This is a genomic window from Klebsiella sp. GG_Kp146 (assembly GCF_040061975.1).
Lineage (GTDB): Bacteria > Pseudomonadota > Gammaproteobacteria > Enterobacterales > Enterobacteriaceae > Klebsiella > Klebsiella quasipneumoniae.
On the sequence record NZ_JBEAHA010000004.1, the window covers coordinates 173,291 to 195,987 of the forward strand.

General features: G+C 60.9%; 22 protein-coding genes. 5 read left to right on the forward strand and 17 right to left on the reverse strand.

The window, feature by feature from the left end; all coding sequences use genetic code 11:
* Positions 1 to 67: 67 nt before the first annotated feature.
* Both ABLU95_RS06790 and ABLU95_RS06795 read right to left on the reverse strand, forming a co-directional pair.
* Positions 68 to 610, reverse strand: a complete 543-nt coding sequence (locus ABLU95_RS06790; RefSeq protein WP_004201712.1) for a YfaZ family outer membrane protein — start codon at positions 608 to 610, stop codon at positions 68 to 70.
* A gap of 283 nt (positions 611 to 893) precedes the next feature.
* Positions 894 to 1,823 (reverse strand): Rpn family recombination-promoting nuclease/putative transposase, encoded by a 930-nt coding sequence (locus tag ABLU95_RS06795; RefSeq protein WP_032453563.1) that lies wholly within the window; start codon positions 1,821 to 1,823, stop codon positions 894 to 896.
* 138 nt (positions 1,824 to 1,961) lie between these two features.
* Between ABLU95_RS06795 and nudI the strand changes: the two genes are divergently transcribed.
* Positions 1,962 to 2,387, forward strand: a complete 426-nt coding sequence (gene nudI, locus ABLU95_RS06800) for a nucleoside triphosphatase NudI (RefSeq protein ID WP_032453564.1) — start codon at positions 1,962 to 1,964, stop codon at positions 2,385 to 2,387.
* On the opposite strand, the gene ABLU95_RS06805 is transcribed toward nudI, so the two are convergent.
* Together ABLU95_RS06805 and tctD are read right to left on the reverse strand one after the other, a co-directional pair.
* Positions 2,379 to 3,785: a sensor histidine kinase gene (locus tag ABLU95_RS06805; RefSeq protein WP_348879103.1), complete on the reverse strand. Its 1,407-nt coding sequence runs from the start codon at positions 3,783 to 3,785 to the stop codon at positions 2,379 to 2,381. The two genes, nudI and ABLU95_RS06805, sit on opposite strands and share 9 nt — an antisense overlap.
* Positions 3,772 to 4,449: a transcriptional regulator TctD gene (gene tctD / locus ABLU95_RS06810; RefSeq protein ID WP_032453566.1), complete on the reverse strand. Its 678-nt coding sequence runs from the start codon at positions 4,447 to 4,449 to the stop codon at positions 3,772 to 3,774. Before tctD ends, ABLU95_RS06805 begins: the two co-directional genes overlap by 14 nt.
* A 133-nt stretch (positions 4,450 to 4,582) precedes the next feature.
* Between tctD and ABLU95_RS06815 the strand changes: the two genes are divergently transcribed.
* Genes ABLU95_RS06815 through ABLU95_RS06825 form a run of 3 tightly spaced genes read left to right on the forward strand, consistent with a single transcriptional unit; the run spans position 4,583 to position 7,539 of the window.
* A complete protein-coding gene (locus ABLU95_RS06815) occupies positions 4,583 to 5,563 on the forward strand; it encodes a tripartite tricarboxylate transporter substrate binding protein (RefSeq protein ID WP_023290500.1) in 981 nt (326 codons plus the stop codon).
* Between the two features lie 15 nt (positions 5,564 to 5,578).
* Positions 5,579 to 6,010 carry a tripartite tricarboxylate transporter TctB family protein gene (locus ABLU95_RS06820; protein ID WP_023290501.1) on the forward strand — a complete coding sequence of 144 codons (432 nt, stop codon included), beginning with the start codon at positions 5,579 to 5,581 and terminating at the stop codon, positions 6,008 to 6,010.
* Between the two features lie 11 nt (positions 6,011 to 6,021).
* Entirely contained in the window at positions 6,022 to 7,539 is a 1,518-nt protein-coding gene (locus ABLU95_RS06825) for a tripartite tricarboxylate transporter permease (RefSeq protein WP_023290502.1), read from the forward strand.
* Here the strand turns inward: ABLU95_RS06825 and menE are convergent.
* The 7 genes from menE to ABLU95_RS06860 all read right to left on the reverse strand — a co-directional run bounded on the left by menE (position 7,536) and on the right by ABLU95_RS06860 (position 15,125).
* Positions 7,536 to 8,897: an o-succinylbenzoate--CoA ligase gene (gene menE, locus ABLU95_RS06830; RefSeq protein ID WP_080901568.1), complete on the reverse strand. Its 1,362-nt coding sequence runs from the start codon at positions 8,895 to 8,897 to the stop codon at positions 7,536 to 7,538. The two genes, ABLU95_RS06825 and menE, sit on opposite strands and share 4 nt — an antisense overlap.
* Positions 8,894 to 9,859, reverse strand: a complete 966-nt coding sequence (gene menC, locus ABLU95_RS06835) for an o-succinylbenzoate synthase (protein WP_044524259.1) — start codon at positions 9,857 to 9,859, stop codon at positions 8,894 to 8,896. The genes menE and menC overlap by 4 nt, the downstream gene beginning before the upstream one ends.
* Positions 9,859 to 10,716: a 1,4-dihydroxy-2-naphthoyl-CoA synthase gene (gene menB / locus ABLU95_RS06840; RefSeq protein WP_004201730.1), complete on the reverse strand. Its 858-nt coding sequence runs from the start codon at positions 10,714 to 10,716 to the stop codon at positions 9,859 to 9,861. The genes menC and menB overlap by 1 nt, the downstream gene beginning before the upstream one ends.
* A 14-nt stretch (positions 10,717 to 10,730) precedes the next feature.
* The gene (gene menH / locus ABLU95_RS06845) at positions 10,731 to 11,489 is read right to left on the reverse strand and encodes a 2-succinyl-6-hydroxy-2,4-cyclohexadiene-1-carboxylate synthase (protein WP_086075468.1); all 759 of its coding nucleotides are present in this window, start codon (positions 11,487 to 11,489) and stop codon (positions 10,731 to 10,733) included.
* Positions 11,486 to 13,156: a 2-succinyl-5-enolpyruvyl-6-hydroxy-3-cyclohexene-1-carboxylic-acid synthase gene (menD, locus tag ABLU95_RS06850; protein ID WP_348879105.1), complete on the reverse strand. Its 1,671-nt coding sequence runs from the start codon at positions 13,154 to 13,156 to the stop codon at positions 11,486 to 11,488. Before menD ends, menH begins: the two co-directional genes overlap by 4 nt.
* A gap of 82 nt (positions 13,157 to 13,238) precedes the next feature.
* The gene (gene menF, locus ABLU95_RS06855; protein WP_348879107.1) at positions 13,239 to 14,528 is read right to left on the reverse strand and encodes an isochorismate synthase MenF; all 1,290 of its coding nucleotides are present in this window, start codon (positions 14,526 to 14,528) and stop codon (positions 13,239 to 13,241) included.
* A 135-nt stretch (positions 14,529 to 14,663) separates the two neighbouring features.
* Positions 14,664 to 15,125 carry a GNAT family N-acetyltransferase gene (locus ABLU95_RS06860; RefSeq protein WP_086075471.1) on the reverse strand — a complete coding sequence of 154 codons (462 nt, stop codon included), beginning with the start codon at positions 15,123 to 15,125 and terminating at the stop codon, positions 14,664 to 14,666.
* Between the two features lie 57 nt (positions 15,126 to 15,182).
* On the opposite strand from ABLU95_RS06860, the gene rnz reads away from it, so the two are divergent.
* Complete coding sequence (gene rnz / locus ABLU95_RS06865; protein ID WP_032453590.1) at positions 15,183 to 16,103, forward strand: ribonuclease Z; 921 nt, start codon at positions 15,183 to 15,185, stop codon at positions 16,101 to 16,103.
* Between the two features lie 56 nt (positions 16,104 to 16,159).
* Here the strand turns inward: rnz and nuoN are convergent, their stop codons facing one another.
* From nuoN to nuoI, 6 genes are all read right to left on the reverse strand, one after another.
* Positions 16,160 to 17,617 carry an NADH-quinone oxidoreductase subunit NuoN gene (gene nuoN, locus ABLU95_RS06870; protein WP_004201737.1) on the reverse strand — a complete coding sequence of 486 codons (1,458 nt, stop codon included), beginning with the start codon at positions 17,615 to 17,617 and terminating at the stop codon, positions 16,160 to 16,162.
* Between the two features lie 6 nt (positions 17,618 to 17,623).
* A complete protein-coding gene (nuoM, locus tag ABLU95_RS06875; protein ID WP_048297929.1) occupies positions 17,624 to 19,153 on the reverse strand; it encodes an NADH-quinone oxidoreductase subunit M in 1,530 nt (509 codons plus the stop codon).
* 298 nt (positions 19,154 to 19,451) lie between these two features.
* On the reverse strand, positions 19,452 to 21,293 hold the full coding sequence (gene nuoL / locus ABLU95_RS06880; RefSeq protein ID WP_032453592.1) for an NADH-quinone oxidoreductase subunit L: 1,842 nt from the start codon (positions 21,291 to 21,293) through the stop codon (positions 19,452 to 19,454).
* Positions 21,290 to 21,592 carry an NADH-quinone oxidoreductase subunit NuoK gene (gene nuoK / locus ABLU95_RS06885; protein WP_004865088.1) on the reverse strand — a complete coding sequence of 101 codons (303 nt, stop codon included), beginning with the start codon at positions 21,590 to 21,592 and terminating at the stop codon, positions 21,290 to 21,292. The genes nuoL and nuoK overlap by 4 nt, the downstream gene beginning before the upstream one ends.
* The gene (gene nuoJ / locus ABLU95_RS06890) at positions 21,589 to 22,143 is read right to left on the reverse strand and encodes an NADH-quinone oxidoreductase subunit J (protein WP_348879110.1); all 555 of its coding nucleotides are present in this window, start codon (positions 22,141 to 22,143) and stop codon (positions 21,589 to 21,591) included. Before nuoJ ends, nuoK begins: the two co-directional genes overlap by 4 nt.
* A gap of 10 nt (positions 22,144 to 22,153) precedes the next feature.
* Positions 22,154 to 22,696 (reverse strand): NADH-quinone oxidoreductase subunit NuoI, encoded by a 543-nt coding sequence (gene nuoI / locus ABLU95_RS06895; protein ID WP_002913152.1) that lies wholly within the window; start codon positions 22,694 to 22,696, stop codon positions 22,154 to 22,156.
* Position 22,697: the final 1 nt, after the last annotated feature.

The window sequence follows — 22,697 nt, forward strand, 5'->3', positions numbered from 1 at the left end:
AACGCAAAGCGGGAGGCTGACGAGGAGGAAAATCTGGCGCGGCAAGAGGAGACCGCGCCGGAGGAGATTAGAAGCTGGCGCTGGCGCCGATGTACGGGCCGTCGGCGATGGTGTTATCGCGGTTGCCATCTTTGCCCGCCAGGTTCAGATAGCGATAGCCTGCCTGGATGCTGAGCGGACGCATAATGGTCCAGCTGGCGCCGACGTTGGCTTCCTGATAGCTGTCAATGCCGCTGGAGAGGGAATCTGGAGAGTAGTAGTAGTCGCCATACAGACGGAAGCTGTCGCCGATTTTCCACTGCAGGCCGCCGCCGACCGCGGCCGCATAACCTTCATCACCCTGTTTCGGGTTGGTGTATACCCCTTTACCGCCCACGGTCGCCAGGAACGGCCCCAGCGGAATATTCAGGCCCAGGCCTAAACCCGCGGCGTCGCCGTCGTTATCGCTGTGCAGCCAGTTACCCGAAACAGCCAGACCGGTGGACTCGGTGCCGAAGCCGACCCCAAGGTTGGTGTAATGCTCGCCTGCTTCGCCGGTAACGCTGATCGCATGGGCCGCCGAAGAGACCAGCATGACGCCAGCCAGCGCCATAAAAATGCTTTTTTTCATTATTTACTCTATCCAGAAAATTAAAATCAAAGAAGTCCCGAAAAAACCTGAAAATTCTACTGCGCACTCGTCAGGAATCAATGACCTGGCGAAATGATTTTTCACAAGAGTGTAACCAGTTGCGTCTTTTTACAGCAATACCGCCGCGCATTTGCGAAAGAATGTAAATTTCACCGCATTCATATTCAGTAGAATTATATTTAATTAGGTTGTATTGATTGAATAAATCTATATTTACCTGCGCAATCGCCATTGCGCAGGCTGTTTGAAGGAAGCAGAAAAATTAATGGGCGAGCAGGGCCAGGCGCTCCGGCGCAAGCCCCGTCAGCTTCGCCACCAGCGCCAGATCAAGCCCGTTTTCCAGCATCGCCTGGGCAATACGTTGCGCAGCCAATTGTTCTCCCTGTTCAAGACCTTGCTGCAGGCCCTGCTCAAGGCCCTGCTGATGGCCGCGTTGTTCCAGAAACTGGGCAATGTTCATTAGCGTCTCCTTATGCAGCCGTCTGGGGACATTTTGCGCAAGATTACGTAAAAAGGCGACCGGATCGGCGGCATTTCCTGCCTGCAATAAATAGTGAAGCAGCGTCCTGAGCTGTCTGCGGCTAGTGTATCCCAGCGCCAACAGGCTGGCTAGTTGCTCCTGCAGTTCCATCATATCGCGTTGCCGGATATGCTTTTGCAGCAACTCAAGCATCGCGACCCGTCGGTGCTGCATTATTGTATCGTCAGGAAGCACCGTGATATCGATTAAGTGAAAATCCTGATTGTATACTTGCCGCGCGGTTTGCGGATGAGCAAATCCTTCCAGCCAGCACATGGGATACGGCCAGGGCGAGACTTGCCCATGATAAAAAAGCAGCGGGATCACCAATGGCAGTTGCGTATGTCCTTTATCGAGATGGCGCTGCATCGCTGCTATCGCATAACGCATCAGGCGAAATGCCATATGACGGTCCGCAGAGCTTTGATGTTCGATAAGCAGATAGATATATCCGTCCCCCGCCTGGGTTTGCAGCGAGTAAAGAATATCGGAATGGCTGGCGCGCAGGTCTTCATCGATAAAACTTCCGGACTCCAACTGCAGCGTTTGCAGATTGCATAATTCTCGCAAATGTTCAGGAAGGTGAATGTCCAGAAAATCCCGCGCCGTCGCCCGATGCGACAGGAGGTGTTTAAACACGGCGTCATGTGGGGAATGGGTGGTCCTTTCCATGGTGGCTCTCCATACGATAATTTTCGCTTAACTTATCACTCTGTAAAGCCAGCGCCGTATTTCCCTTGCGGTTTGCCGAGGCGCCTCGCAAACTGTTTCCTCGATACCCGGCCCGACTTACTGCGAAGGAGAAAAATCATGCGTCAAAGGACGATTGTTTGCCCGCTAATCCAAAATGATGGCCATTACCTGTTGTGCAAGATGGCTGCCGACCGCGGGGTTTTTCCCGGACAGTGGGCGCTGGCCGGCGGCGGCGTGGAGCCGGGGGAAAGTATTGAAGAGGCGCTGCGACGCGAAGTCCGCGAGGAGCTTGGCGAAAAACTGCAGTTGACCCGTATCACGCCATGGAGCTTCCGCGATGATACCCGCGTGAAAACCTATCCCGATGGTCGCCAGGAAACGATCTATATGATCTATCTGATCTTCGACTGCGTTAGCGCCAATCGCGACGTAACGATCAACGAGGAGTTTGACGATTACGCCTGGGTGAAAGCGGATGAGCTTAAAAACTACGATCTCAATGCCGCCACCCGCCTCACCCTGAGCATGAAGGGGCTACTCTGACGCCACGGTCAGCAGGCGCAGCGTCGCCTTCAGTCCGCCCAGGCTTTCGCTGCGCGAAAGCTGCAGGTGGCTACGATGCAAACGTGCAATATCGTTAACCAGCGCCAGGCCCAGCCCGGCGCCGGGAATCGCGCCCGCGTTATCGAGGCGGCGAAACGGCATCAGCGCCTGGTGTACCTGGTGGTCGTCAATTCCCGGACCGCTGTCTTCCACGCTGAGCAACACGGCGTCGCCATCGCGATGCAGGCTAAGCGTGACCGTTCCATATTCCGGGGTATAGCGAATGGCATTGTCGAGCAGGTTAGCGCACAGCTCCCCCAGCAGAACGCTATCGCCTGCCACATATACCGCCGACTGCTCGCCCTCGTAGCCAAGATCGATATGTTTGCTCCGCGCTTGCGCGATACGTGAAAAGCAGCTGTTGCGCACAATCTCCGGCAAGTTAATCACCGCAAACGCCTGCTCCCGCTGTTTTACCGTCGCCAGCTGCAGCAACCGCTCCGTTAACAAGACCGTATCGTCCAGCGTGGCGCGCATCGCCTGCAGACTTTCGCGCCACAGTTGCGGATCGTCGCTGGCCAGGGCTACCGAAGCCTGCGTTTTCAGCACCGCCAGCGGTGTTTTCAGCTGATGGGACGCATCGGCGCTGAAGCGCTCCTGGCGGGAGATCATCACCCGCAGACGGTCGATGTAGCGGTTGAACGCGACAATCAGCAGCCGCGTTTCCGACCAGGGCAGCAGCTCCGGCAGCGGCGTCAGCAGACCGGGTTCACGGCGCACCATCAGCGCGGAGAGCTGACGCATGGGCCGCAGCACGCGGCGCAGCAGCCAGGCTGCCAGCACCAGCGTCAACAGGACCAGTAACCCCTGCGACACCCAGGATGAGAAGAGTAATTGTCCGGCCAGCCAGCGGCGGGACTGCAGCGTTTCGGCAATATATATCTCCGCCATGCCAACGATGCCGCCTTCGTTGATGGGCTGCAGCAGGCGCGCCACGCGGATTGCCTGACCGCGATATTCGGTGTGATAAAACCACGCCAGCGCCGGATAGAGCTGAGTTCGCGAGGTGGAGGGCGGCATCGCGGGCAGATCGTCATAGCCGGAAATGACCTTCCCCTGCGGGTCGAGCACCTTGTAATAGAGACGATCGTTCATATTGAGCTCGAAGCTGTCCAGCACCACCCAGGGCACATTCACCTCCAGTTGCCCTCGGCGAACCACCAGCTGCTCGGCCACCGTCCGCGCCGACGACAGCAGGGTACGATCGTAGGCTTGCGTCGCCGCCTGCAGCGCGCTGACGTAGCTGTTAAACGCGGAGAGTCCCCACAGCAGGACCAGCGGCAGGCCGAGAAACAGCAACAGTTGGGCATAGAGCGATTGCGGCTTACTCCATCTCATGGCGCTCGCACTCAAGCAGATAGCCTAAACCGCGCAGGGTGGTTATACGCACATTGCTCGCCTGAAGTTTCTTGCGCAGACGGTGAATGTAGAGTTCGATGCTTTCCGGACTGACGTCATCGCTGAGGCTGAACACCTGTTCGAACAGCTGCTGACGGGAAACCGGGCGAGTGCGGCGAAACATCAGCACCTTCAATAGCGCCAGCTCGCGCGGCGTCAGAGACAACATCTGGCCGCGGAGTAAAAAATAGCCTTCGTCACAATACGCCAGCTCGCCAAGCTGCTGCACCTCATGCACCTGCCCTTCGCTGCGCCGGAGCAGCGCCCGCAGGCGGGCGTCGAGCTCTTCCAGCTCAAAGGGCTTAGGTAAATAGTCATCCGCGCCGGCATTTAAGCCCTTCACCCGGTCCGCTACCGCGCTGCGGGCGGTCAGCAACAGCACCGGCAGGGTCTGCCCGCGCTTGCGCAGCCGCTGCACCACTTCAAGGCCATCGAACCCCGGCATACCGATATCCAGCACCGCCAGCGCATATTGCTCGCTTTGCAGCAGATGGTCGGCCGCACGCCCGTCAGCGACGCAATCTACGGCAAAACCGCCCTGCACCAGCGCTTTTTCCAGCCAGTGAGCCAGCTCACGATTATCCTCGGCTAATAAGAGACGCATATCACATCCTGTAACGTTGCTGCTGCATTGAAAGGGAAATGAAAGGTAACTGTTTTAACAATCATGCAACCGAATCGCCATATGTCGGTTCACATAATCAAAAAAACCTGCCCTGTACCTGCTGAGGAAGCCTATGAAAACGCCATTTTTCCGCCATCTGAGCGCCATCGCGCTGTGCCTTTGCACCACATCCGCCTTCGCCGCAGAGGCCCCGTCCCGCACCGAATGTATCGCGCCCGCTAAACCCGGCGGCGGCTTTGACCTGACCTGTAAGCTGATTCAGGTGAGCCTGATGGAAACCGGCGCTATCGAGAAACCGATGCGCGTCACCTATATGCCCGGCGGCGTGGGCGCGGTAGCCTACAACGCCATTGTCGCCCAGCGCCCTGCAGAGCCGGGGACCGTCGTCGCCTTCTCCGGCGGCTCGCTGCTGAACCTGTCGCAGGGTAAATTCGGCCGTTACAGCGTCGATGACGTGCGCTGGCTGGCGAGCGTCGGCACCGACTACGGCATGATCGCCGTGCGCGCCGATTCGCCATGGAAAGATCTGAAGTCGTTTATGACCGCGATGGAGAAAAATCCCTCCAGTATCGTGATTGGCGCCGGGGCCTCCATCGGCAGCCAGGACTGGATGAAAGCGGCGCTGCTGGCGCAAAAAGCCAACGTCGACCCGCATAAAATGCGCTACGTCGCCTTTGAGGGCGGCGGCGAGCCGGTGACCGCGCTGCTCGGTAACCATGTGCAGGCGGTCTCCGGCGATCTCAGCGAGATGGTGCCCTATCTGCAGGGCAATAAAATCCGCGTGCTGGCGGTCTTCTCCAGTGAACGACTGCCGGGCGCGCTCGCCGATGTCCCCACCGCTAAAGAGCAGGGCTACGACCTGGTCTGGCCGATTATTCGCGGCTTCTTTATGGGCCCGAAAGTCAGCGACGCCGAGTACCAGTGGTGGGTCGATGAATTCACTAAACTGCAGCAAACCGAAGCGTTCAAAAAGCAACGTGAACTGCGCGGCCTGTTTGAATTCAACATGAACGGCAAGGAGCTCGATACCTACGTTAAGCAGCAGGTCAACGACTATCGTGAACAGGCGAAAGCCTTTGGCCTGGCAAAATAATCCGCGGAGGCGCTAATGAGCGATCGTATTTTTGCCGGAGTGTGGCTGTTGTTATGTATTGGCGGTCTGTTTATCGCCTGGCAGATCCACAGCGAATACGCCTATGAACCCGTCGGCCCGCGTCCCTTCCCGCTCGGGATCATCGGCCTGATGCTGCTGTGCTCGGCGTTAATGTTGCTACGTCGCCCGGACGCCGTCGAGTGGCCGGGACGGCATGTGCTGCAGCGTCTGCTGACCATGGTCGTGGTGCTGGTGGTCTACGCCTGGGGGTTTGAATGGCTCGGTTTTCCGCTGGCCACCGCGCTGCTGACGGCGATCATTGGTCTGCTGTTCGGCGCGACGCTGCCGGCGGCGGGCATTGCCGGCGTCGCGATGGGCGTGTCGTTATGGTACGCCTTCGACACCCTGCTCGATGTCACCCTGCCCCTTGGCATCTGGTTTAATTAACGGAGGCGTTTATGGATACCTGGATCTATCTCTCGCAGGGCTTCGCCGTCGCCATGACGCCGGAGAACCTGCTCATCGCCCTGATCGGCTGCTTTGTCGGGACTATCGTCGGCCTCCTGCCGGGGCTGGGGCCTATCAACGGCGTGGCGATTCTGCTGCCGCTGGCTTTCGCCCTGCATTTACCCGCGGAGTCGGCGCTGATCCTGCTGGCGACGGTTTATATCGGTTGCGAATACGGCGGGCGTATTTCATCAATTCTGTTGAACGTGCCCGGCGATGCCGCCGCCATTATGACCGCCCTCGACGGCTATCCGATGGCCCAGCAGGGTCGCGGCGGCGTTGCGTTGTCGATTTCCGCCGTCAGTTCCTTCTTTGGCTCAATGATCGCCATCGGCGGTATTATTTTGTTCGCGCCGCTGCTCGCCCAGTGGTCGCTGGCGTTCGGTCCGGCGGAGTACTTCGCGCTGATGGTCTTCGCCATCGCCTGTCTTGGCAGCATGATGGCGCAGAACCCGCTGAAGTCGTTCCTCGCGGCGTTAATCGGCCTGGGTCTGGCGACGGTAGGGGTGGACGCCAATACCGGGGTTTACCGCTTCACCTTCGACAGCGTCCATCTCTCGGACGGCGTACAGTTTATTGTGGTGGTGATCGGCCTGTTCTCGGTTTCAGAGATCCTGTTGATGCTGGAGAGCACCAGCGGCGGACAAACGCTGGTGCGGAAAACCGGACGGATGCTGTTTAACACCAAAGAGGCCGCGCAGTGCGTCGGCGCGACCCTGCGCTCTTCGGTGGTGGGTTTCTTCGTCGGCATTCTGCCCGGCGCCGGGGCGACCATCGCCAGCGCCATTACCTACATGACGGAGAAAAAACTCAGCGGTAACAGCGATAACTTCGGCAAGGGCGATATTCGCGGCGTGGCGGCGCCGGAAGCGGCCAATAACGCCTCCGCCTGCGGTTCCTTTATTCCCATGCTGACGCTCGGCGTGCCGGGGTCCGGCACCACCGCGGTGATGATGGGCGCGCTGACGCTGTATAACATCACCCCCGGCCCGGCAATGTTCACCGAGCAGCCGGATATCGTCTGGGGGCTGATTGCCGCCCTGCTGATCGCCAACGTGATGCTGCTTATCATGAACATTCCGCTGATCGGCCTGTTCACCCGTATGCTGACCATTCCGCTGTGGTTTCTGGTCCCGGCCATCGCCGCGGTCTCCGCCGTCGGCGTCTACGCGGTACACAGCACCACTTTTGACCTGCTGCTGATGGTGGGGCTTGGGGTGCTCGGCTACATCATGCGCAAAATGCACTTCCCGATGTCGCCGCTGATCCTTGGCTTCGTGCTGGGGGAGATGCTGGAGCAGAACCTGCGTCGCGCGCTGTCGATCAGCAACGGCAATCTGGCGATCCTGTGGCAAAGCGGGGTGACCAAAACGCTGCTGGTGCTGGCTATCGCCGTGCTGGTGGTGCCGCCGCTGCTGCGTCTGCGGCGTAAACAGCGCCAGCGTCGCGCCGAAGCCAATATCGGCTAAGCCGGCGAATTGACCCATTCGCGCAGCGCCCGGCGCGAGATCTTAATCCCACCGTTCTTTAACGTTTCCGGCAGCCGCAGCCAACGCACCGGCTGCTGGAAACGCGCCAGCCGTTCCGCGCTCCATGCCGCCAGCACGCTCATTTCGCAGCCGTCATCGCATTCCACCACCGCTACCGGACGCTGGCCATATTCCGCATCGTCCAGCGGCACGACAAACGCCTGCTGTATCTGCGGATGCGCCCCGATGATCCGTTCCACCTCCTCCGGCTGGATCCCTTCTCCACCGCTGAAAAAGAGATTATCCAGGCGCCCGAGGAGAGTAAGCCGTCCATCGATGATCTCGCCGCGATCGCGGGTGGCAAACCACCCTTCGTCGTTGGTCAATGGCAACAATTGACCGTCGCGCCAGTAGCCCGCGGCCATGCTCGCCGCCCGCAGCCAGACCTCGCCGGCAACGATTTTCATCTCCCGCCCCGGCAACGCCGCGCCCACATCCGCCGCGCCGTCGGCCTCTTTAGCGCAGACGGTGGAAGCGAATTCGGTCAGGCCATAGCCGCAGTAGGTGCGTACCCCCTGCCCCCGCGCCCGCTCGGTCAATTCGACCGGGATCGCCGCGCCGCCGAGCAGCACCGCCTTGAGGGAAAGCGCAGCATCGTCATTCAGCAGGCGCCACAGCTGAGTCGGCACCAGCGAAGCATGGGTACAGCCCTGCAGCATCTGCGCCAGCGGCTGTTTATCGCGCACCGTCAGCCGCGCGCCGGCCAGCAGCCAGCGCCACATAATCCCCTGGCCGGAGACATGAAACAGCGGCAGCGACAGCAGCCAGTCATCTTCTGCGGCAAACGGCATCAGCGCCAGCACGCCGGCGGCGCTGGCCAGATGGGCGCTGGCATGATGCACCGCCGCCTTCGGCAAACCGGTCGACCCCGAGGTCAGCGTCATTGAGGCGAAACGATCCTCACGCCACGGCACAGCATGGGTTCCCGCTGTCGCCTGCAGGGTTAACGCCGGTAAATCCCCCGGCAGCGCATCGCCGTTAAGCACCAGCTGATGCTGGACGGTCAACGCTGGCAGCAGTTCCTGCAGCAACGCCGTCGGCAGCTGCGGATTCAGCGGCAGCACCCGCGCGCCGCACTGCAGCAGCGCCAGCCAGGCCAGCAGCGTCGACGGCTGGTTAAAAGCCTGCAGCGCCACCCCGTGACCTTCGGTTACGCCCTGCGCGGCAAACCCGGCCGCCAGCGCGTCAACGCGGGCGCACAGGTCGCGCCAGGTCAGCGGCTGGTCATTCAGGCGCAGCGCCTGCGCCTCTCCGCGCCGCTGGCGCCAGTGCCGCCAGGGCCAGTCGCGAAAGGTCACAGCAGCGGCTCCAGCGTATCGATGCTGAGCATCGGCAGGGTGCTTTCCGGCCACGCCCGCACCAGCTGGGCGCCCATCAGCGACAGGGTGTCCAGTCCGGGGATGGTCTGCGGCGTCAGCCAGGCGGCAACCCGCGCCAGCTGGGTTAACCCGAGGCTGGACTCGATCGACGAGCTGATCACCGCGCTCAGCCCCAGCGCATGGGCCGCGGCGACCTGCTGCTGAACCCGGTGTAAACTGCCGGTTAGCGTCGGCTTGATCACCACCGCGCGCACGCCCGGCTCGGCGACGAAGCGAAAATCCGCCTCGCGCAGGCTTTCATCCCAGGCGATAGCGATCCCGGTTTCGCGACTAAAGGCCCGCGAGTCCTCCCGCGTTTTACAAGGTTCCTCAAGAAAGGCAATGCGCTGGCGATACGCCGGATCGACATATTTCGCAAACTGCTGCGCTTTCAGCGGCGTCCAGGCCCGGTTGGCATCCAGACGCAGCTGCAGGTCGGGGATGGCTTCCAGCAGCAGATTAACCACCATGCCGTCGCGGACCGCCTCCCAGAGCCCCACTTTCACCTTAGCGACTTTCTCGCCGGGCATCGCCGCCAGTCTGGCGAACAGCTCATCCGGATCGCCGGAGCAGAGCGGCGCCGCGCGATAATCCGCGGCCTGCGGCAGCTCGCCGCTGAGCTCCGCCTGCGCGCAGCTGATGCCAAACGCGACAGAGGGCAGCGCAGGAAGCGCCGGCTCCGCGCCGTCGCGCCAGGCCTGAGCCCAGGGCAGCAGCGCCGCCTGCGCCTCCGCCAGAGTCTCTGCGCTGAATCCCGGCAGGGGAGAAATTTCCCCCCAGCCCTCCCGCTCACCCTCCCGCAGGTGGATGAACAGCCCGTCGCGGGTTTTTAACCGCCGTTCTCGCAGCACCACGCCCGCGTCCATCGGTATCTGCCAGCGGTAAACCTGCGAAACGCGCATTAGGGATTCCGTTTAAATTTGCTGAAGTCCGGCTGACGTTTCTGGTTGAAGGCATTGCGGCCTTCCTGTCCCTCTTCCGTCATGTAGAACAGCATGGTGGCGTTGCCCGCCAGCTCCTGCAGACCGGCCTGGCCGTCGCAGTCGGCGTTCAGCGCCGCTTTCAGGCAGCGCAGCGCCATTGGGCTGTTCTGCAGCATTTCACGACACCAGCGCACCGTCTCTTTTTCCAGATCCGCCAGCGGCACCACGGTGTTCACCAGCCCCATGTCCAGCGCCTGCTGCGCGTCATACTGACGGCAGAGGAACCAGATTTCGCGCGCTTTTTTCTGCCCGACGATGCGCGCCATATAGGAGGCGCCCCAGCCGCCGTCGAAGGAGCCGACTTTCGGCCCGGTCTGACCGAAGATGGCGTTTTCCGCCGCGATGGTCAGATCGCACATCATGTGCAGCACGTGGCCGCCGCCGATAGAGTAGCCGGCCACCATCGCTACCACCGGTTTCGGGCAGGTGCGGATCTGGCGCTGAAAGTCGAGTACGTTGAGATGATGCACGCCGGAGTCGTCCTGATAGCCGCCGTAATCGCCGCGGACTTTCTGATCGCCGCCGGCGCAAAAGGCTTTCTCACCTTCCCCGGTCAGGACAATCACCCCGATATTGTCGTCATAACGGGCATCCGCCAGCGCCTGGATCATCTCTTTGACGGTCAGCGGGCGGAAGGCGTTGCGCACCTGCGGGCGATTGATTGTGATTTTGGCAATGCCGTCGGCCGATTTGTGATAGCGAATATCGGTATAGCCTTCGGAACAATCGTGCCATTCAACAGGGGCATAGAGCATTGCTTCATCAAGAGAGATCATAGAATGTCCTTCAGTTAACTTGCCAGAATCTGCGCCAGACAGGCAATCACCGCCGCCGGGTTGTCCCGGTGCGCGTTGTGTCCGGCATGGTGAATAAGATGGAGATCCGCCGCGAGCGCCTGCGCGATGGCGCGAAATTTCGCATCGCGCTCGCCGCACAGGTAGTGAAAGGGGAAATCGCGCGCCTGCAGGGACGCGCGCAGATCGGCCTGCCCGGCAAGGGAGGTCGCCTGCAGCATCTCGGCCAGCGTCGCGCCGTTGTTCCGGCTGCGTAAGGCGACCAGCGCCGCGCGCTGCCCGGCATCCAGTGAAGCGAAGACCGGCTGCTGATACCAGTCGGCAAAGACCTGCGCCAACGGCTGATTGCGAAAACGTTCCGCCCAGGCGCTGTCGTTGCTGCGCCGCGCCTGCCGCGCTTCGGCATCCTGCAGCCCCGGATGGCCGCCCTCAACGACGAGGCCGCGCAGGCCCGCGCGCGGCTGGCAGGCGAAGTTCATCGCCACCCGGCCCCCCAGCGAGTAACCGATCAGCCAGTAGTTAAGTATGTTGTAACTATTAAGCGTAGCCTGCAGTAGAATATTGACCCCGGCAAAGTCCTGCACCGCGATATCCGCCGAGCCGCCGTGGCCCGGCAGATCGAGATACAGCCGCGGCCAGGCGCGAAACGCGTCGCCTACTTCCCGCCACTCATGGCGGTCGCCGGAAAAACCGTGCAGAAAGACCAGCCAGGGATAACCCGGCTGGCCATGTTCGACTGCAGCGCTGAGGGTCACAGGCGACTTACCTGCGCCAGCAGCTGCTGGAGGGTCTGCGTGCCGTCGGTCTCATTGACCGCCAGCTCAATCACCGTCGCCCCTGCCCTGCGCCAGGCGCCGGCCAGCGCCTCATCCAGCGCCTGCCAGTCAGCCGGGCGATGATAGGCCAGGCCGAACATCGCCGCCGCGTGGCTGAAATCAACGTCCTGCGGCATTAAGTAGAACTGGCGCCGCTCGTCCTGCGGCGTCGGCAGCATGGAGAAAATCTGCCCGCCGTTGTTGTTCACCACGATCAGCACCAACGGCGCCGACGCCTGGCGCAGCAGGGCCAGCGAGTTGAGATCGTACAGCGCCGAAAGATCGCCGACGATAGCCAGGGTTGGCCGGGCGCTGGCGCGCTGGACGCCGGCGGCGGTGGCGATCAAGCCATCAATGCCGCTGGCGCCGCGGTTGCTGTAAACCGGGTAGCCAGCCGGCAGCTGCGCCAGGGCGTCGATCAGGCGCACCACCAGGCTGTTGCCGACAAACAGTTGCCCCTGTTCCGGCAGATAGCGCCGAATTCGCTGCGCCAGCTGCGCTTCGCCAAAGGGTTCGTTGCTGGCGACCGCCGCCTCCCACGCCTGTCGGGCCAGTTCAGGAATAGCCGTCGCCCACGGCTGGCGTTTCTCCGCCGGGTGAAGCTCAAGCCAGCGGTCAATGCTGGCGAGCAGACGACGGCCGCGGTGCTGCGCCGGATCGAGACGGCCGGGCAGATTATCCACCAGCCAGTATTCATCAGGCTCGCAGGTGGCCTGCCACTGCAGGACCCGCTTGCCGGTCAGGCTGCTGCCGAGCTGAACCACGATCTGCGCCTGCGCCAGCTCGCTCACCGCTTTGCCGTTGCCCAGCCACAGGTCAGCGCACGGCAGCGGCTGCCCGGTCTGCGACAGGACATCGCCGATCAGCGGCCAGCCGAGGGTTTGCGCCCACTCAGCCACTTTTTTCCCTTCGGCGGCGCTCATTCTGCCCGCCACGACCACGCCGCGCTTTTGCCGCCAGAAGAACCAGTCGCGCTGTTTCTCACTTTCCATCTTCAGCGCCTGACGTAACCAGGGTTTATCGCTCTGCCACCAGTTGCCGAGCTGCTGCTGCCACTCCACGCCGGTATCATCCATATCGCCATACAGCGGTTCGGCGAACGGGCAGTTGATATGCACCCCGCCGGCGTGCAGCTCGCCCAAGGCCTGGTCGAGGGTCGAGACCAGCCAGCGGGCGGAAATATCCTGCGAGGGACGCGGCAGAGAAATCGTCTGCGACGGATGGGAGGCGAACATCCCCGGCTGACGAATCGCCTGATTGGCGCCGCAGTCGATCAGCTCCGGCGGACGGTCAGCGGTCAGGAGAATCAGCTTTTCCCCGGTAAGCCCCGCCTCAATCAGCGCCGGATATAGGTTCGCGGTGGCGGTCCCGGAGGTCACAATAACCGCCACCGGCTGACGACTGGCTTTCGCCAGACCGAGCGCCAGGTGGCCAAGGCCGCGTTCGTCAAAATGGGTATGATGGATAAAGGCGCGGTTTTCCGCCGCCGCCAGGGTTAAGGGTGTCGAGCGCGAGCCCGGCGCAATGCAGATATGCTGCACGCCGTGGCGCGTTAAAGCTTCCAGGATCACCGCCGCCCAGCGTCGGTTAAATGCGCTTACTGACATGAAATTGTCCGGTATCAAATATTGATGCTAAGTATAGATAAGGCAAAGTGACGGCGTTTTGATATGCATCGTCATTCCCGTCTTATGGACACAGCAGCGAGCGCAGCCCGGCCGCTTTGTTGTCAATCTCCTGCCACTCCTGCTGCGCATCGGAGCCGCTGACGATCCCCGCCCCGGCATACAGTCGCAGAGTGTCGTTGTCCACTTTCGCCGAACGCAGCGCCACGCAAAACTCGCTTTGCGCCAGCGACAGATACCCGGCGGAGCCGGCGTACCATTCACGGGAAAAAGGTTCATGGCGCTGAATGAATGCCAGCGCCGCCCGCCGCGGCTGGCCGGCCACCGCGGCGGTGGGCTGGAGCTGCAGCAGGCAGCGGCTGTCGTCAGGCTCCGCCAGCTCGGTCCAGATGCAGCGTCGGAGATGCTGCACCTTGCGCAGCCTCACCACCTGCGGCGGCAGAACGTCCAGCGTCGAGGCCTCACTCTGCAGGCGCTGGCAGATATCCTCCACCACCAGCATGTTTTCCCGCTGATTTTTGTCGTCTTTCATCAACCAGTCGGCCAGCTGCTGCGCCTTCGCGTCATCCTGATGATTAGCGACGGTGCCCGCCAGCGCTTCGGTGCGCAGCAGCGCGCCGCGCCGGCGCCACAGCCGCTCCGGCGTGGAGCCGAAAAACGCCTGCCGGGCATTGAACGCCATCAGGAAATGAAAACAGTTAAGATTGCGGCTGCGGCTGGCGGCCATGATACTCACGGCATCCAGCGGGGCGGCAAACTGCAGGTCGGTTGCCCGCGCCAGCACCACTTTATCCATGTCGCCGGCGGCGATGGCCTGCGTCGCCTGGTCTATCATTGCCTGCCACTGGGGATAATCGGAGGAGTGGCGCTCGCTCAGCAGCGGCGGCACGCCGCCAGGGGTCGCCTGGGCGGTGGTCAGACTGGCGAGAAAATCACCCGCCGTCACGGCATCGTCGCGCAGGGAGAGGTCGCTGTGCAGCACCAGCCGCATCACGGCCCTGCCGCCGCACCGACGCCACTCCAGACGCGGCAGCACCAGCCGGCCCTGCTGCGGGGCAAACGCATTCAGGCCGCAGATGCGCAGATCCTGCCGCCCGGCCTGGTGTAAAAAGCGGTTTGCGGCGTCGAGCGAGGGAAAGCTTTTTACCGCCCCCAGCGCCGCCAGCTCCTCGTCGCCATTGCGCTGCTGCCAGTAGAACTGCGGCCACTGCGGCTGCTGGCCGCACCATAGCAGCGGATCGAAGGCATCATTCAGCGGAAAGTCAATATCGATAATTCGCGTGCCGGGTGAGTCAGGAAAGGGCTCACTCAGGCCGTCACATAAACGGGCCAGCGCAGTGGAAACAGACAGCACGCAAACCTCCACGGTAGTAAAACCCCACATTATAAGGGGTTCAACGGCGGAATAGCAGTACCCATGACGAGGGAGCGGGTTTTAACTCACCCGCTCGCCGGCCCGGAACAAGGTTGGAACGCGAATGTTCAGGGGTCAGCCAGCGCGGCTTTCCCGCGCCATGCCGATGTGCGGAATGCCATCCTCATCATAGACCTCAGTCACCGGCGTAAAACCGAAGTGGGCGTAAAAGGCTTGCAGATGCGCCTGCGCCCCGAGGTAAATCGCCTTTTGCGGCCAGTGCCGCTGACAGCTGGCCAGCGCCTGCGCCATCAGTTGATGGCCGAGCTTTTCGCCGCGCGCGGCGGGGCTGACGATAACCCGGCCAATCACCACCGGATCGTACATCTCTTCGCTTTTAAGGATCCGCGCATAGGCCACCAGTTCGCCATCGCGCCAGCCGAGCAGATGGCGATTTTCCCCGACCAAATCATCGCCGTCGACATCCTGATAGGCGCACTGCTGCTCCACGACAAAGACTTCGCTGCGCAGCTTCAGCAGCGCATACAGCTGGGGAACGGTAAGTTCACTATGATGGAGATCCTGCCAGGTCATCATCTGCTGCTCCTTATTGATATACTGATACTTTGCGACTCGCCCTGAGGACACTGGACGATGGAATTAACTTTTTTGGGGACATCCGCCGGGGTGCCGACCCGCACGCGTAATATGACGTCGATAATACTCAATTTGCAACAGCCAACCCGCGCCGAAATGTGGTTGTTTGACTGCGGCGAAGGGACCCAGCATCAATTTCTGCATACGCCCCATCATCCAGGCAAACTGAATAAGATCTTTATTACCCATCTGCACGGCGACCATCTGTTCGGCCTGCCCGGCCTGCTGTGCAGCCGCTCGATGCAGGGAAATTCGCTGCCGCTGACGGTCTACGGACCAAAAGGAATAAAGGAATTCATTGACACCGCGCTGCGCCTCAGCGGTTCGTGGACCGATTATCCCCTGACCATCATCGAAGTCGGCCCCGGTCTGGTGTTCGACGAAGAGGGCTATCGGGTCACCGCGTTCCCGCTCAGCCATCCAGTGGAGTGCTACGGGTATCGCATTGAGCAGCATGACAAGCCCGGCGCCCTCGACGCCGCCCAGCTGATTGCCGACGGCGTACCCCCCGGACCGCTGTTTCACCGGCTTAAGCGCGGTGAACAGGTCACGCTGGCGGATGGCCGGACGATCGACGGCAGCCGCTACCTGGGGCCCGCTACGCCGGGTAAAACGCTGGCCATCTTCGGCGATACCGCCCCCTGCCCGCAGGCGCTGGAAATGGCGCGCGGGGCGGATGTGATGGTGCACGAAACCACGCTGGAGCAGGCGATGGCGGAGAAAGCCAATAGCCGCGGCCACTCTTCCAGTCAGCAGACCGCAGCGCTTGCCAAAGAAGCGGGGGTCGGCACGCTAATCGCCACCCACTTTAGCTCACGCTACGATGCCGAAGGCTGCCTGCGGATGCTGGCGGAATGCCGGGAGATTTTCCCGGACACCCTGCTGGCGGAAGACTTTATGGTCTACAGGGTGGCGTAACATTCCGGGCATAAAAAAACCGCCATTCCGGCGGTTTTTTTATTGAGGCAATCAACTTACATCAGCGGCGTCGCCAGCTGCACGATGCTAATCAACGGCTGCGGCCAGATACCGAGCACCAGCACCAGCAGGGCAGAGATCAGCACCACGATACCGCCCGCGCTGTACTGCCAGTTCGACGGCGCATCACGGTTCAGCTGCTCCGGCGCGCTCAGGTACAAACTCACCGCCACGCGCAGGTAGTAGTAGAGACCGATCGCCGAGCCGACAACCACCGCGGCAACCAGCCACCACAGATGGGCGTGAACACCGACGGCCAGCACGTAGAACTTACCGATAAAGCCGAGCGTCATTGGGATACCGGCCAGGGAGAGCATCATCACCGTCATCACCGCCGACAGGATCGGACGGTGCCAGAACAGACCGCGGTAGGAGAACAGCGAGTCCGCGTCCGGGCCACGGTATGGGCTGGACATCAGGCTGACCACGCCGAACGCGCCGAGGCTGCTGAACAGGTAGCCGGCCAGGTAGACGCCAACGGCTTCCATCGACATTTCGCCGCTTTGCAGGGCGATCAGCGCCACCAGCAGATAGCCGAGGTGGGAGATAGAAGAGTAACCGAGCAGACGTTTGATATTGGTCTGGCTCAGCGCCATCAGGTTACCGAAGATGATAGAGGCGAAGGCGATCAGCCCCAGCACCACGCGCACCGCTTCGCTGTTGCCCACCGGCATGTACAGGAACAGACGCATCACCACGCCGAAGATAGCAATCTTGCTGGCGGTCGCCAGGAAGGTGGAGACCGGCGCAGGCGCCCCCTGGTAAACGTCCGGCGTCCACAGGTGGAACGGCACCAGCGACAGCTTAAAGCCAAGACCGACGATCATCAGGCCGAGCCCCGCCAGCAGCAGCGGCTCGTGCAGGGTGTTGTCCGCCAGGCTCTTGCCCAGCGCAAGGAAGGACAGGTTGCCGGAGTTCGCATACACCAGCGCCATACCGAACAGCAGGAAAGAGGAGGCTGCCGCGGAGAGGATGGTGTATTTGATGCTCGCTTCCAGCGAACGCTTCTGGCGGAAGGCGTAGCCGACCAGGCCGAACAGCGGCAAGGAGATTAACTCGATGCCGAGGAACAGCGCCGCCAGATGATTCGCACCGGCCAGCAGAATGCCGCCCAGGGCGGCAATCAACACCAGCAGGTAGAACTCTTCTTTGTTGTCCTTGTAACCCTCAAGCCACGGGTAGGCGAAAGTACAGGTCGCGAGGCTCGCCAGCAGCACCAGCCCGGTATAGAGCATGGCGTAGCCGTCAACGCGGATCAGCGGCGTGACGTCCATCGCCCCGTTCTGGCCGACGAACCAGAGCGAGACCAGCGCGGCGTTAAGTCCGAGAACCGACAGCGTGGCATTGAGAAAATGATTGCGTCGCCACGCAATGGAGAGCATCACAACCACCACCGTCAAGCCGACGATCAGCAGCGGTAGCAGTGCGATCAGTTGTTGTGGAGTTATTGTCATGGCGAATTACGGCCTTGTAGTAGAAACAGAATTAACAAACCACTGCTGAATGTTGCTCATCGCAGCATGCGAGGTGTCGAGGATCGGCTGCGGGAAGAAGCCCAACAGCACCAGCAGCACCACCAGCAGCAGGATGATAGACAGTTCACGCAGGGACATCCCCGGCAGCGCTTTCGCCGCGATTTCGCTTTTCGCTTTACCGAAATAAGCGCGATGCAGCATCGACAGCGAGTAAACGGACGCGAATACCAGACCAAAGGTCGAGATCACGGTGATCACCGGCACCACTTTATAGCTGCCGAACAGGATCATAAATTCGCCGACGAAGTTACCCGTGCCCGGCATCCCCAGGGTGGCGACGGCGAAGAACATCGACATCGCCGGCAGCCATTTGATTTTGCTCCACAGACCGCCCATCTGACGCATGTCACGGGTATGCAGACGTTCGTACAGCTGGCCGCAGAGAATAAACAGACCCGCCGCGGAGAGACCGTGAGCAATCATCTGGATCACCGCCCCCTGATACGCCAGCTGGCTGCCGGTGTAGATAGCAATCAGCACGAAACCCATGTGGGACACGGAGGTGTAGGCGATAAGTCGTTTGATATCCGTCTGCGCAAAGGCCATCCACGCGCCGTAGAAGATCCCGATCACGCCCAGCCACATCGCGATGGGCGCAAACTCGGCGGAGGCGTTCGGGAACAGCGGCAGCGCAAAGCGCAGCAGACCGTAGGCCGCGGTTTTCAGCAGGATCCCCGCGAGGTCGACGGAACCGGCGGTCGGCGCCTGGGAGTGGGCGTCCGGCAGCCAGCCGTGCAGCGGCACCACCGGCATTTTCACCGCGAAGGCGATGAAGAAGCCGAGCATCAGCAGGTATTCCACGCCGTGGGACATCGGGGTTTTCAACAGCTCTTCATAGTTGAAAGTCCACACACCGGTGGCGTTGAAGTGGACGAATGCCAGCGCCAGAATGGCGATCAGCATCACCAGGCCGCTCGCCTGGGTGTAGATGAAGAACTTGGTGGCCGCCGTGATACGCGTTTTACCGTCAGAGGCTTTGTGGCCCCACAGCGCGATCAGGAAGTACATCGGCACCAACATCATTTCCCAGAAGAAGAAGAACAGGAACATGTCGATGGCGAGGAACACGCCGATGACGCCGCCCAGGATCCACATCAGGTTGAGGTGGAAGAATCCCTGGTATTTTTCGATTTCGCGCCAGGAACAGAGCACCGCCAGCACGCCGAGCAGGCCGGTCAGCACCACCATCAGCAGCGACAGGCCGTCGATCGCCAGATGAATGCTAATGCCGAAGCGTGGGATCCACGGCAGCACGAACTCAGACTGCCACTGCGGAATACCCGCGGATTGCGTCAGAGAATAGCCGCCCTGCATCCACAGCTGCAGGCCAAGCGCCAGCGTCAGTCCCATAGTAATCAGCGCGATCCAGCGCGGCACTTTCACGCCAAAGCGTTCGGTCTGCCAGCACAGGAAGCCGCCGATAAAGGGGATTAATATCAACCAAGGCAATAACATGGTGATTTTTATTCCTTATTTAAGTCCGGTTCAGGCTATCTTACTCGTCATAGCGAACTCCGGCTGTGCTCACAATCCTCACGTACTTTAATACGCTCCGGTTGCTCCGCGCAGGCGGCGTCCACGTTGACTTCGCCGATAATGCCTGTCCTTTACGACCTGATTTTCAACGAATTCTCACAGAAAATTCACTTCGGTTTGAGGCTTGTTTTGTCGGGTGGCGCTAACGCTTACCCGACCTACGGTCCCGTAGGCCCGGCAAGCAGCGCGCCGCCGGGCAACACAATGGTTCTCAAACTCAACGCAATACCATCAGCAGCGCCAGCACCACCACCGCGCCGATGCTCATTGACGCCACATACCAGCGCAGATAGCCGTTCTCGCTCACCAGCAGGCCTTTACCTGCGAAGCGGGAGAGGATCGCCGGGATGTTCATCAATGCGTTCAGCGGATCGCTCTTCAGCAGCCAGGCAATGCCGAGGAATGGCTTAACGAAGACTTTGTCGTATAACCAGTCGAAGCCCCAGGCATGGAACCACCAGGTACCGAAGAAGCGGCCAGGCGCGCTGTTGGCGATAGAGGTCACCAGGGTGCGTTTGCCCAGCCACAGCCATGCGGCGATCAGGATGCCGGCAATGGCGATGATCCCGGAGGCAATCTCCAGCGTCATCACGTTGCCGTGCGCCAGTTCAGTGGTCTGCGGCAGGACGCCTTCCAGCGGCGGCACGATCAGCGCGCCAACGAAGGTGGACAGCACCAGCAGCACAATCAGCGGCAGATGATGGGTGATCCCCTTCCCTGCGTGCGCGTGAATTTGCTCTTTACCGTGGAACACGATGAAAATCATGCGGAAGGTGTACAGCGAGGTCATAAAGGCGCCGACCAGGCCCGCCACCATCAGGTTGATATGGCCGTTGGCCATCGCCCCCGCCAGAATCTCATCCTTACTGAAGAAGCCTGCGGTAATGAGCGGCAGAGCGGACAGCGCCGCGCCCCCCACCAGGAAGCAGACGTACACCAGCGGAATAGATTTGCGCAGGCCGCCCATCTTAAAGATGTTCTGTTCGTGATGGCAGGCGAGGATCACCGAACCCGACGACAGGAACAGCAGCGCTTTAAAGAACGCGTGGGTCATCAGATGGAAAATCGCCGCATCCCATGCCTGCACGCCCAGCGCGAGGAACATGTAGCCAATCTGGCTCATGGTGGAGTAAGCGAGAACGCGTTTGATGTCGGTCTGCACCAGCGCGGCGAAGCCCGCCAGCACCAGCGTTACCGCCCCGACGATCCCGACCAGATGCAGCACTTCCGGCGTCATCAGGAACAGACCGTGGGTACGGGCGATCAGGTAGACGCCCGCGGTAACCATGGTGGCGGCGTGGATCAGCGCGGAGACTGGCGTCGGACCCGCCATCGCATCGGCAAGCCACGTTTGCAGCGGCAGCTGGGCGGATTTACCGACCGCGCCGCCGAGCAGCATCAGCGTCGCCCACTGCAGCGTGGTGCTGCCGTTAGCGAAGTGCTGCGGCGCCAGCTCAACCATTTCGCGGAAGTTGAGGGTACCCAGTTCGTTATAAAGAATGAACAGCGCGAAGGCGAGGAACACGTCGCCGACGCGGGTCACCACAAACGCTTTCATCGCTGCGGCGCCGTTCTTCGGATCGGTGTAGTAGAAACCGATCAGCAGGTAAGAGCAGAGACCCACCCCTTCCCAACCCAGGTACATCAGCAGCAGGTTATCGGCCAGTACCAGAACCACCATGCTGGCGATAAACAGGTTGGTGTAGGCGAAGAAGCGGGAATAGCCCTCTTCACCGCGCATATACCAGGAGGCGAACATATGGATCAGGAAGCCGACGCCGGTCACCACGGAGAGCATGGTCAGCGACAGGCCGTCCAGCACCAGGTTGAAGCCGATGTTGAAATCCCCAACCGACATCCAGGTCCACAGCGGCACGCTGACCGCCTGTTTGCCGTTAGCGAAAAAGTCAACGCCGACGTAGGCGGTGACCAGCGCCGCCAGGCCTACCGAGCCCATGCCAACGGTGGCGGAAAGGTTTTCCGACCAGCGCCCGCGGGAAAAGGCCAGCAGCACAAAGCCAATCAATGGCAAAAGAATGGTTAAGGCAAGCATGTTCATCCACGCAACTCACTTACTGAATCGATGTTCAGGTTCTGGCGGCGACGATGGAGCTGCAGCAGCAGCGCCAGACCGATACTCGCTTCCGCAGCCGCGAGGCTGATAGCGAGGATATACATAATCTGACCATCAGTCTGGCCCCAGTAGCTGCCCGCCACCACAAAGGCCAGCGCGGCGGCGTTAATCATGATTTCCAGGCTGATCAACATAAACAGCAGATTGCGGCGGATCACCAGCCCCGTCAGACCAAGCACAAACAGGATGGCCGCGAGGATCAGTCCATGTGTTAAGGGGATCATGCGTGTTCCTCCGTTTTTCTTTTGTCGCTGTCGTTCACGCGGTTGCTCAGCACCTCGCCGGCGCGCTCTTCGCGGCCGATATGGAAGGCGACCACCAGGCCCGCCAGCAGCAGCATGGAGGCCAGCTCCACCGCCAGGACGTACGGCCCAAACAGCGAAATACCCACTTCTTTGGCGTTGATCGCCGCGCCGTCGATACCCTGGTCGTTAATCCCCAGGATGGCGTAAACGATAACCACCAGCAGCACCGCGGAGAGGATGGCCGGGCCAATCCAGATCCCCGGCTGCAGCCATTTGCGTTCCTGTTCGATTTCGCTGCCGCCCAGGTTGAGCATCATCACCACGAAGACGAACAGCACCATAATGGCCCCGGCGTAGACGATAATCTCCAGCGCCCCGGCGAAGTAAGCGCCCAGCGAGAAGAACACCCCGGCAATCGCTAACAGCGAAATGATCAGGTACAGCAGCGCATGCACCGGATTGGTGTGGGTGACGACCCGCAAGGTTGCGAGGATGGCGATCAGGCCACAGATATAAAAAGCGAATTCCATTGCCCTCTCCTTACGGTAACAGGCTCTTGACGTCGATCGGCTTAGCTTCGTTTTCCGCTTCGCCCTTATCTTTGCCGTCGATTGCCATACCCGCCATCCGGTAGAAGTTATATTCCGGGTATTTGCCCGGACCGGAAATCAGCAGATCCTCTTTTTCGTACACCAGATCCTGACGCTTGTATTCACCCAGCTCAAAGTCCGGGGTCAACTGGATCGCCGTGGTCGGGCACGCTTCTTCACACAGACCGCAGAAGATGCAGCGTGAGAAGTTGATGCGGAAGAACTCAGGGTACCAGCGGCCGTCTACCGTCTCTGCTTTCTGCAGCGAAATACAGCCCACCGGGCAGGCTACCGCACACAGGTTACAGGCGACGCAGCGCTCTGCACCGTCCGGATCGCGCGTCAGCACGATCCGGCCGCGATAGCGCGGCGGCAGATAGACCGGCTCTTCCGGGTACATCCGGGTTTCACGTTTGGCGAAGGCATGCAGGCCAATCATCCAGATACTCCGGACCTGGGTGCCGAACCCCACCAATAATTCTTTTAAGGTCATG

Coding starts and splice junctions, on each gene's coding strand:
- ABLU95_RS06790 (WP_004201712.1), bottom strand. CDS start 610: ATGAAAAAAAGCATTTTTATGGCGCTGGCTGGCGTCATGCTGGTCTCT.
- ABLU95_RS06795 (WP_032453563.1), bottom strand. CDS start 1,823: ATGGAAAGGACCACCCATTCCCCACATGACGCCGTGTTTAAACACCTC.
- nudI (WP_032453564.1), top strand. CDS start 1,962: ATGCGTCAAAGGACGATTGTTTGCCCGCTAATCCAAAATGATGGCCAT.
- ABLU95_RS06805 (WP_348879103.1), bottom strand. CDS start 3,785: ATGAGATGGAGTAAGCCGCAATCGCTCTATGCCCAACTGTTGCTGTTT.
- tctD (WP_032453566.1), bottom strand. CDS start 4,449: ATGCGTCTCTTATTAGCCGAGGATAATCGTGAGCTGGCTCACTGGCTG.
- ABLU95_RS06815 (WP_023290500.1), top strand. CDS start 4,583: ATGAAAACGCCATTTTTCCGCCATCTGAGCGCCATCGCGCTGTGCCTT.
- ABLU95_RS06820 (WP_023290501.1), top strand. CDS start 5,579: ATGAGCGATCGTATTTTTGCCGGAGTGTGGCTGTTGTTATGTATTGGC.
- ABLU95_RS06825 (WP_023290502.1), top strand. CDS start 6,022: ATGGATACCTGGATCTATCTCTCGCAGGGCTTCGCCGTCGCCATGACG.
- menC (WP_044524259.1), bottom strand. CDS start 9,859: ATGCGCGTTTCGCAGGTTTACCGCTGGCAGATACCGATGGACGCGGGC.
- menB (WP_004201730.1), bottom strand. CDS start 10,716: ATGATCTCTCTTGATGAAGCAATGCTCTATGCCCCTGTTGAATGGCAC.
- menD (WP_348879105.1), bottom strand. CDS start 13,156: ATGTCAGTAAGCGCATTTAACCGACGCTGGGCGGCGGTGATCCTGGAA.
- ABLU95_RS06860 (WP_086075471.1), bottom strand. CDS start 15,125: ATGATGACCTGGCAGGATCTCCATCATAGTGAACTTACCGTTCCCCAG.
- rnz (WP_032453590.1), top strand. CDS start 15,183: ATGGAATTAACTTTTTTGGGGACATCCGCCGGGGTGCCGACCCGCACG.
- nuoN (WP_004201737.1), bottom strand. CDS start 17,617: ATGACAATAACTCCACAACAACTGATCGCACTGCTACCGCTGCTGATC.
- nuoM (WP_048297929.1), bottom strand. CDS start 19,153: ATGTTATTGCCTTGGTTGATATTAATCCCCTTTATCGGCGGCTTCCTG.
- nuoL (WP_032453592.1), bottom strand. CDS start 21,293: ATGAACATGCTTGCCTTAACCATTCTTTTGCCATTGATTGGCTTTGTG.
- nuoK (WP_004865088.1), bottom strand. CDS start 21,592: ATGATCCCCTTAACACATGGACTGATCCTCGCGGCCATCCTGTTTGTG.
- nuoJ (WP_348879110.1), bottom strand. CDS start 22,143: ATGGAATTCGCTTTTTATATCTGTGGCCTGATCGCCATCCTCGCAACC.
- nuoI (WP_002913152.1), bottom strand. CDS start 22,696: ATGACCTTAAAAGAATTATTGGTGGGGTTCGGCACCCAGGTCCGGAGT.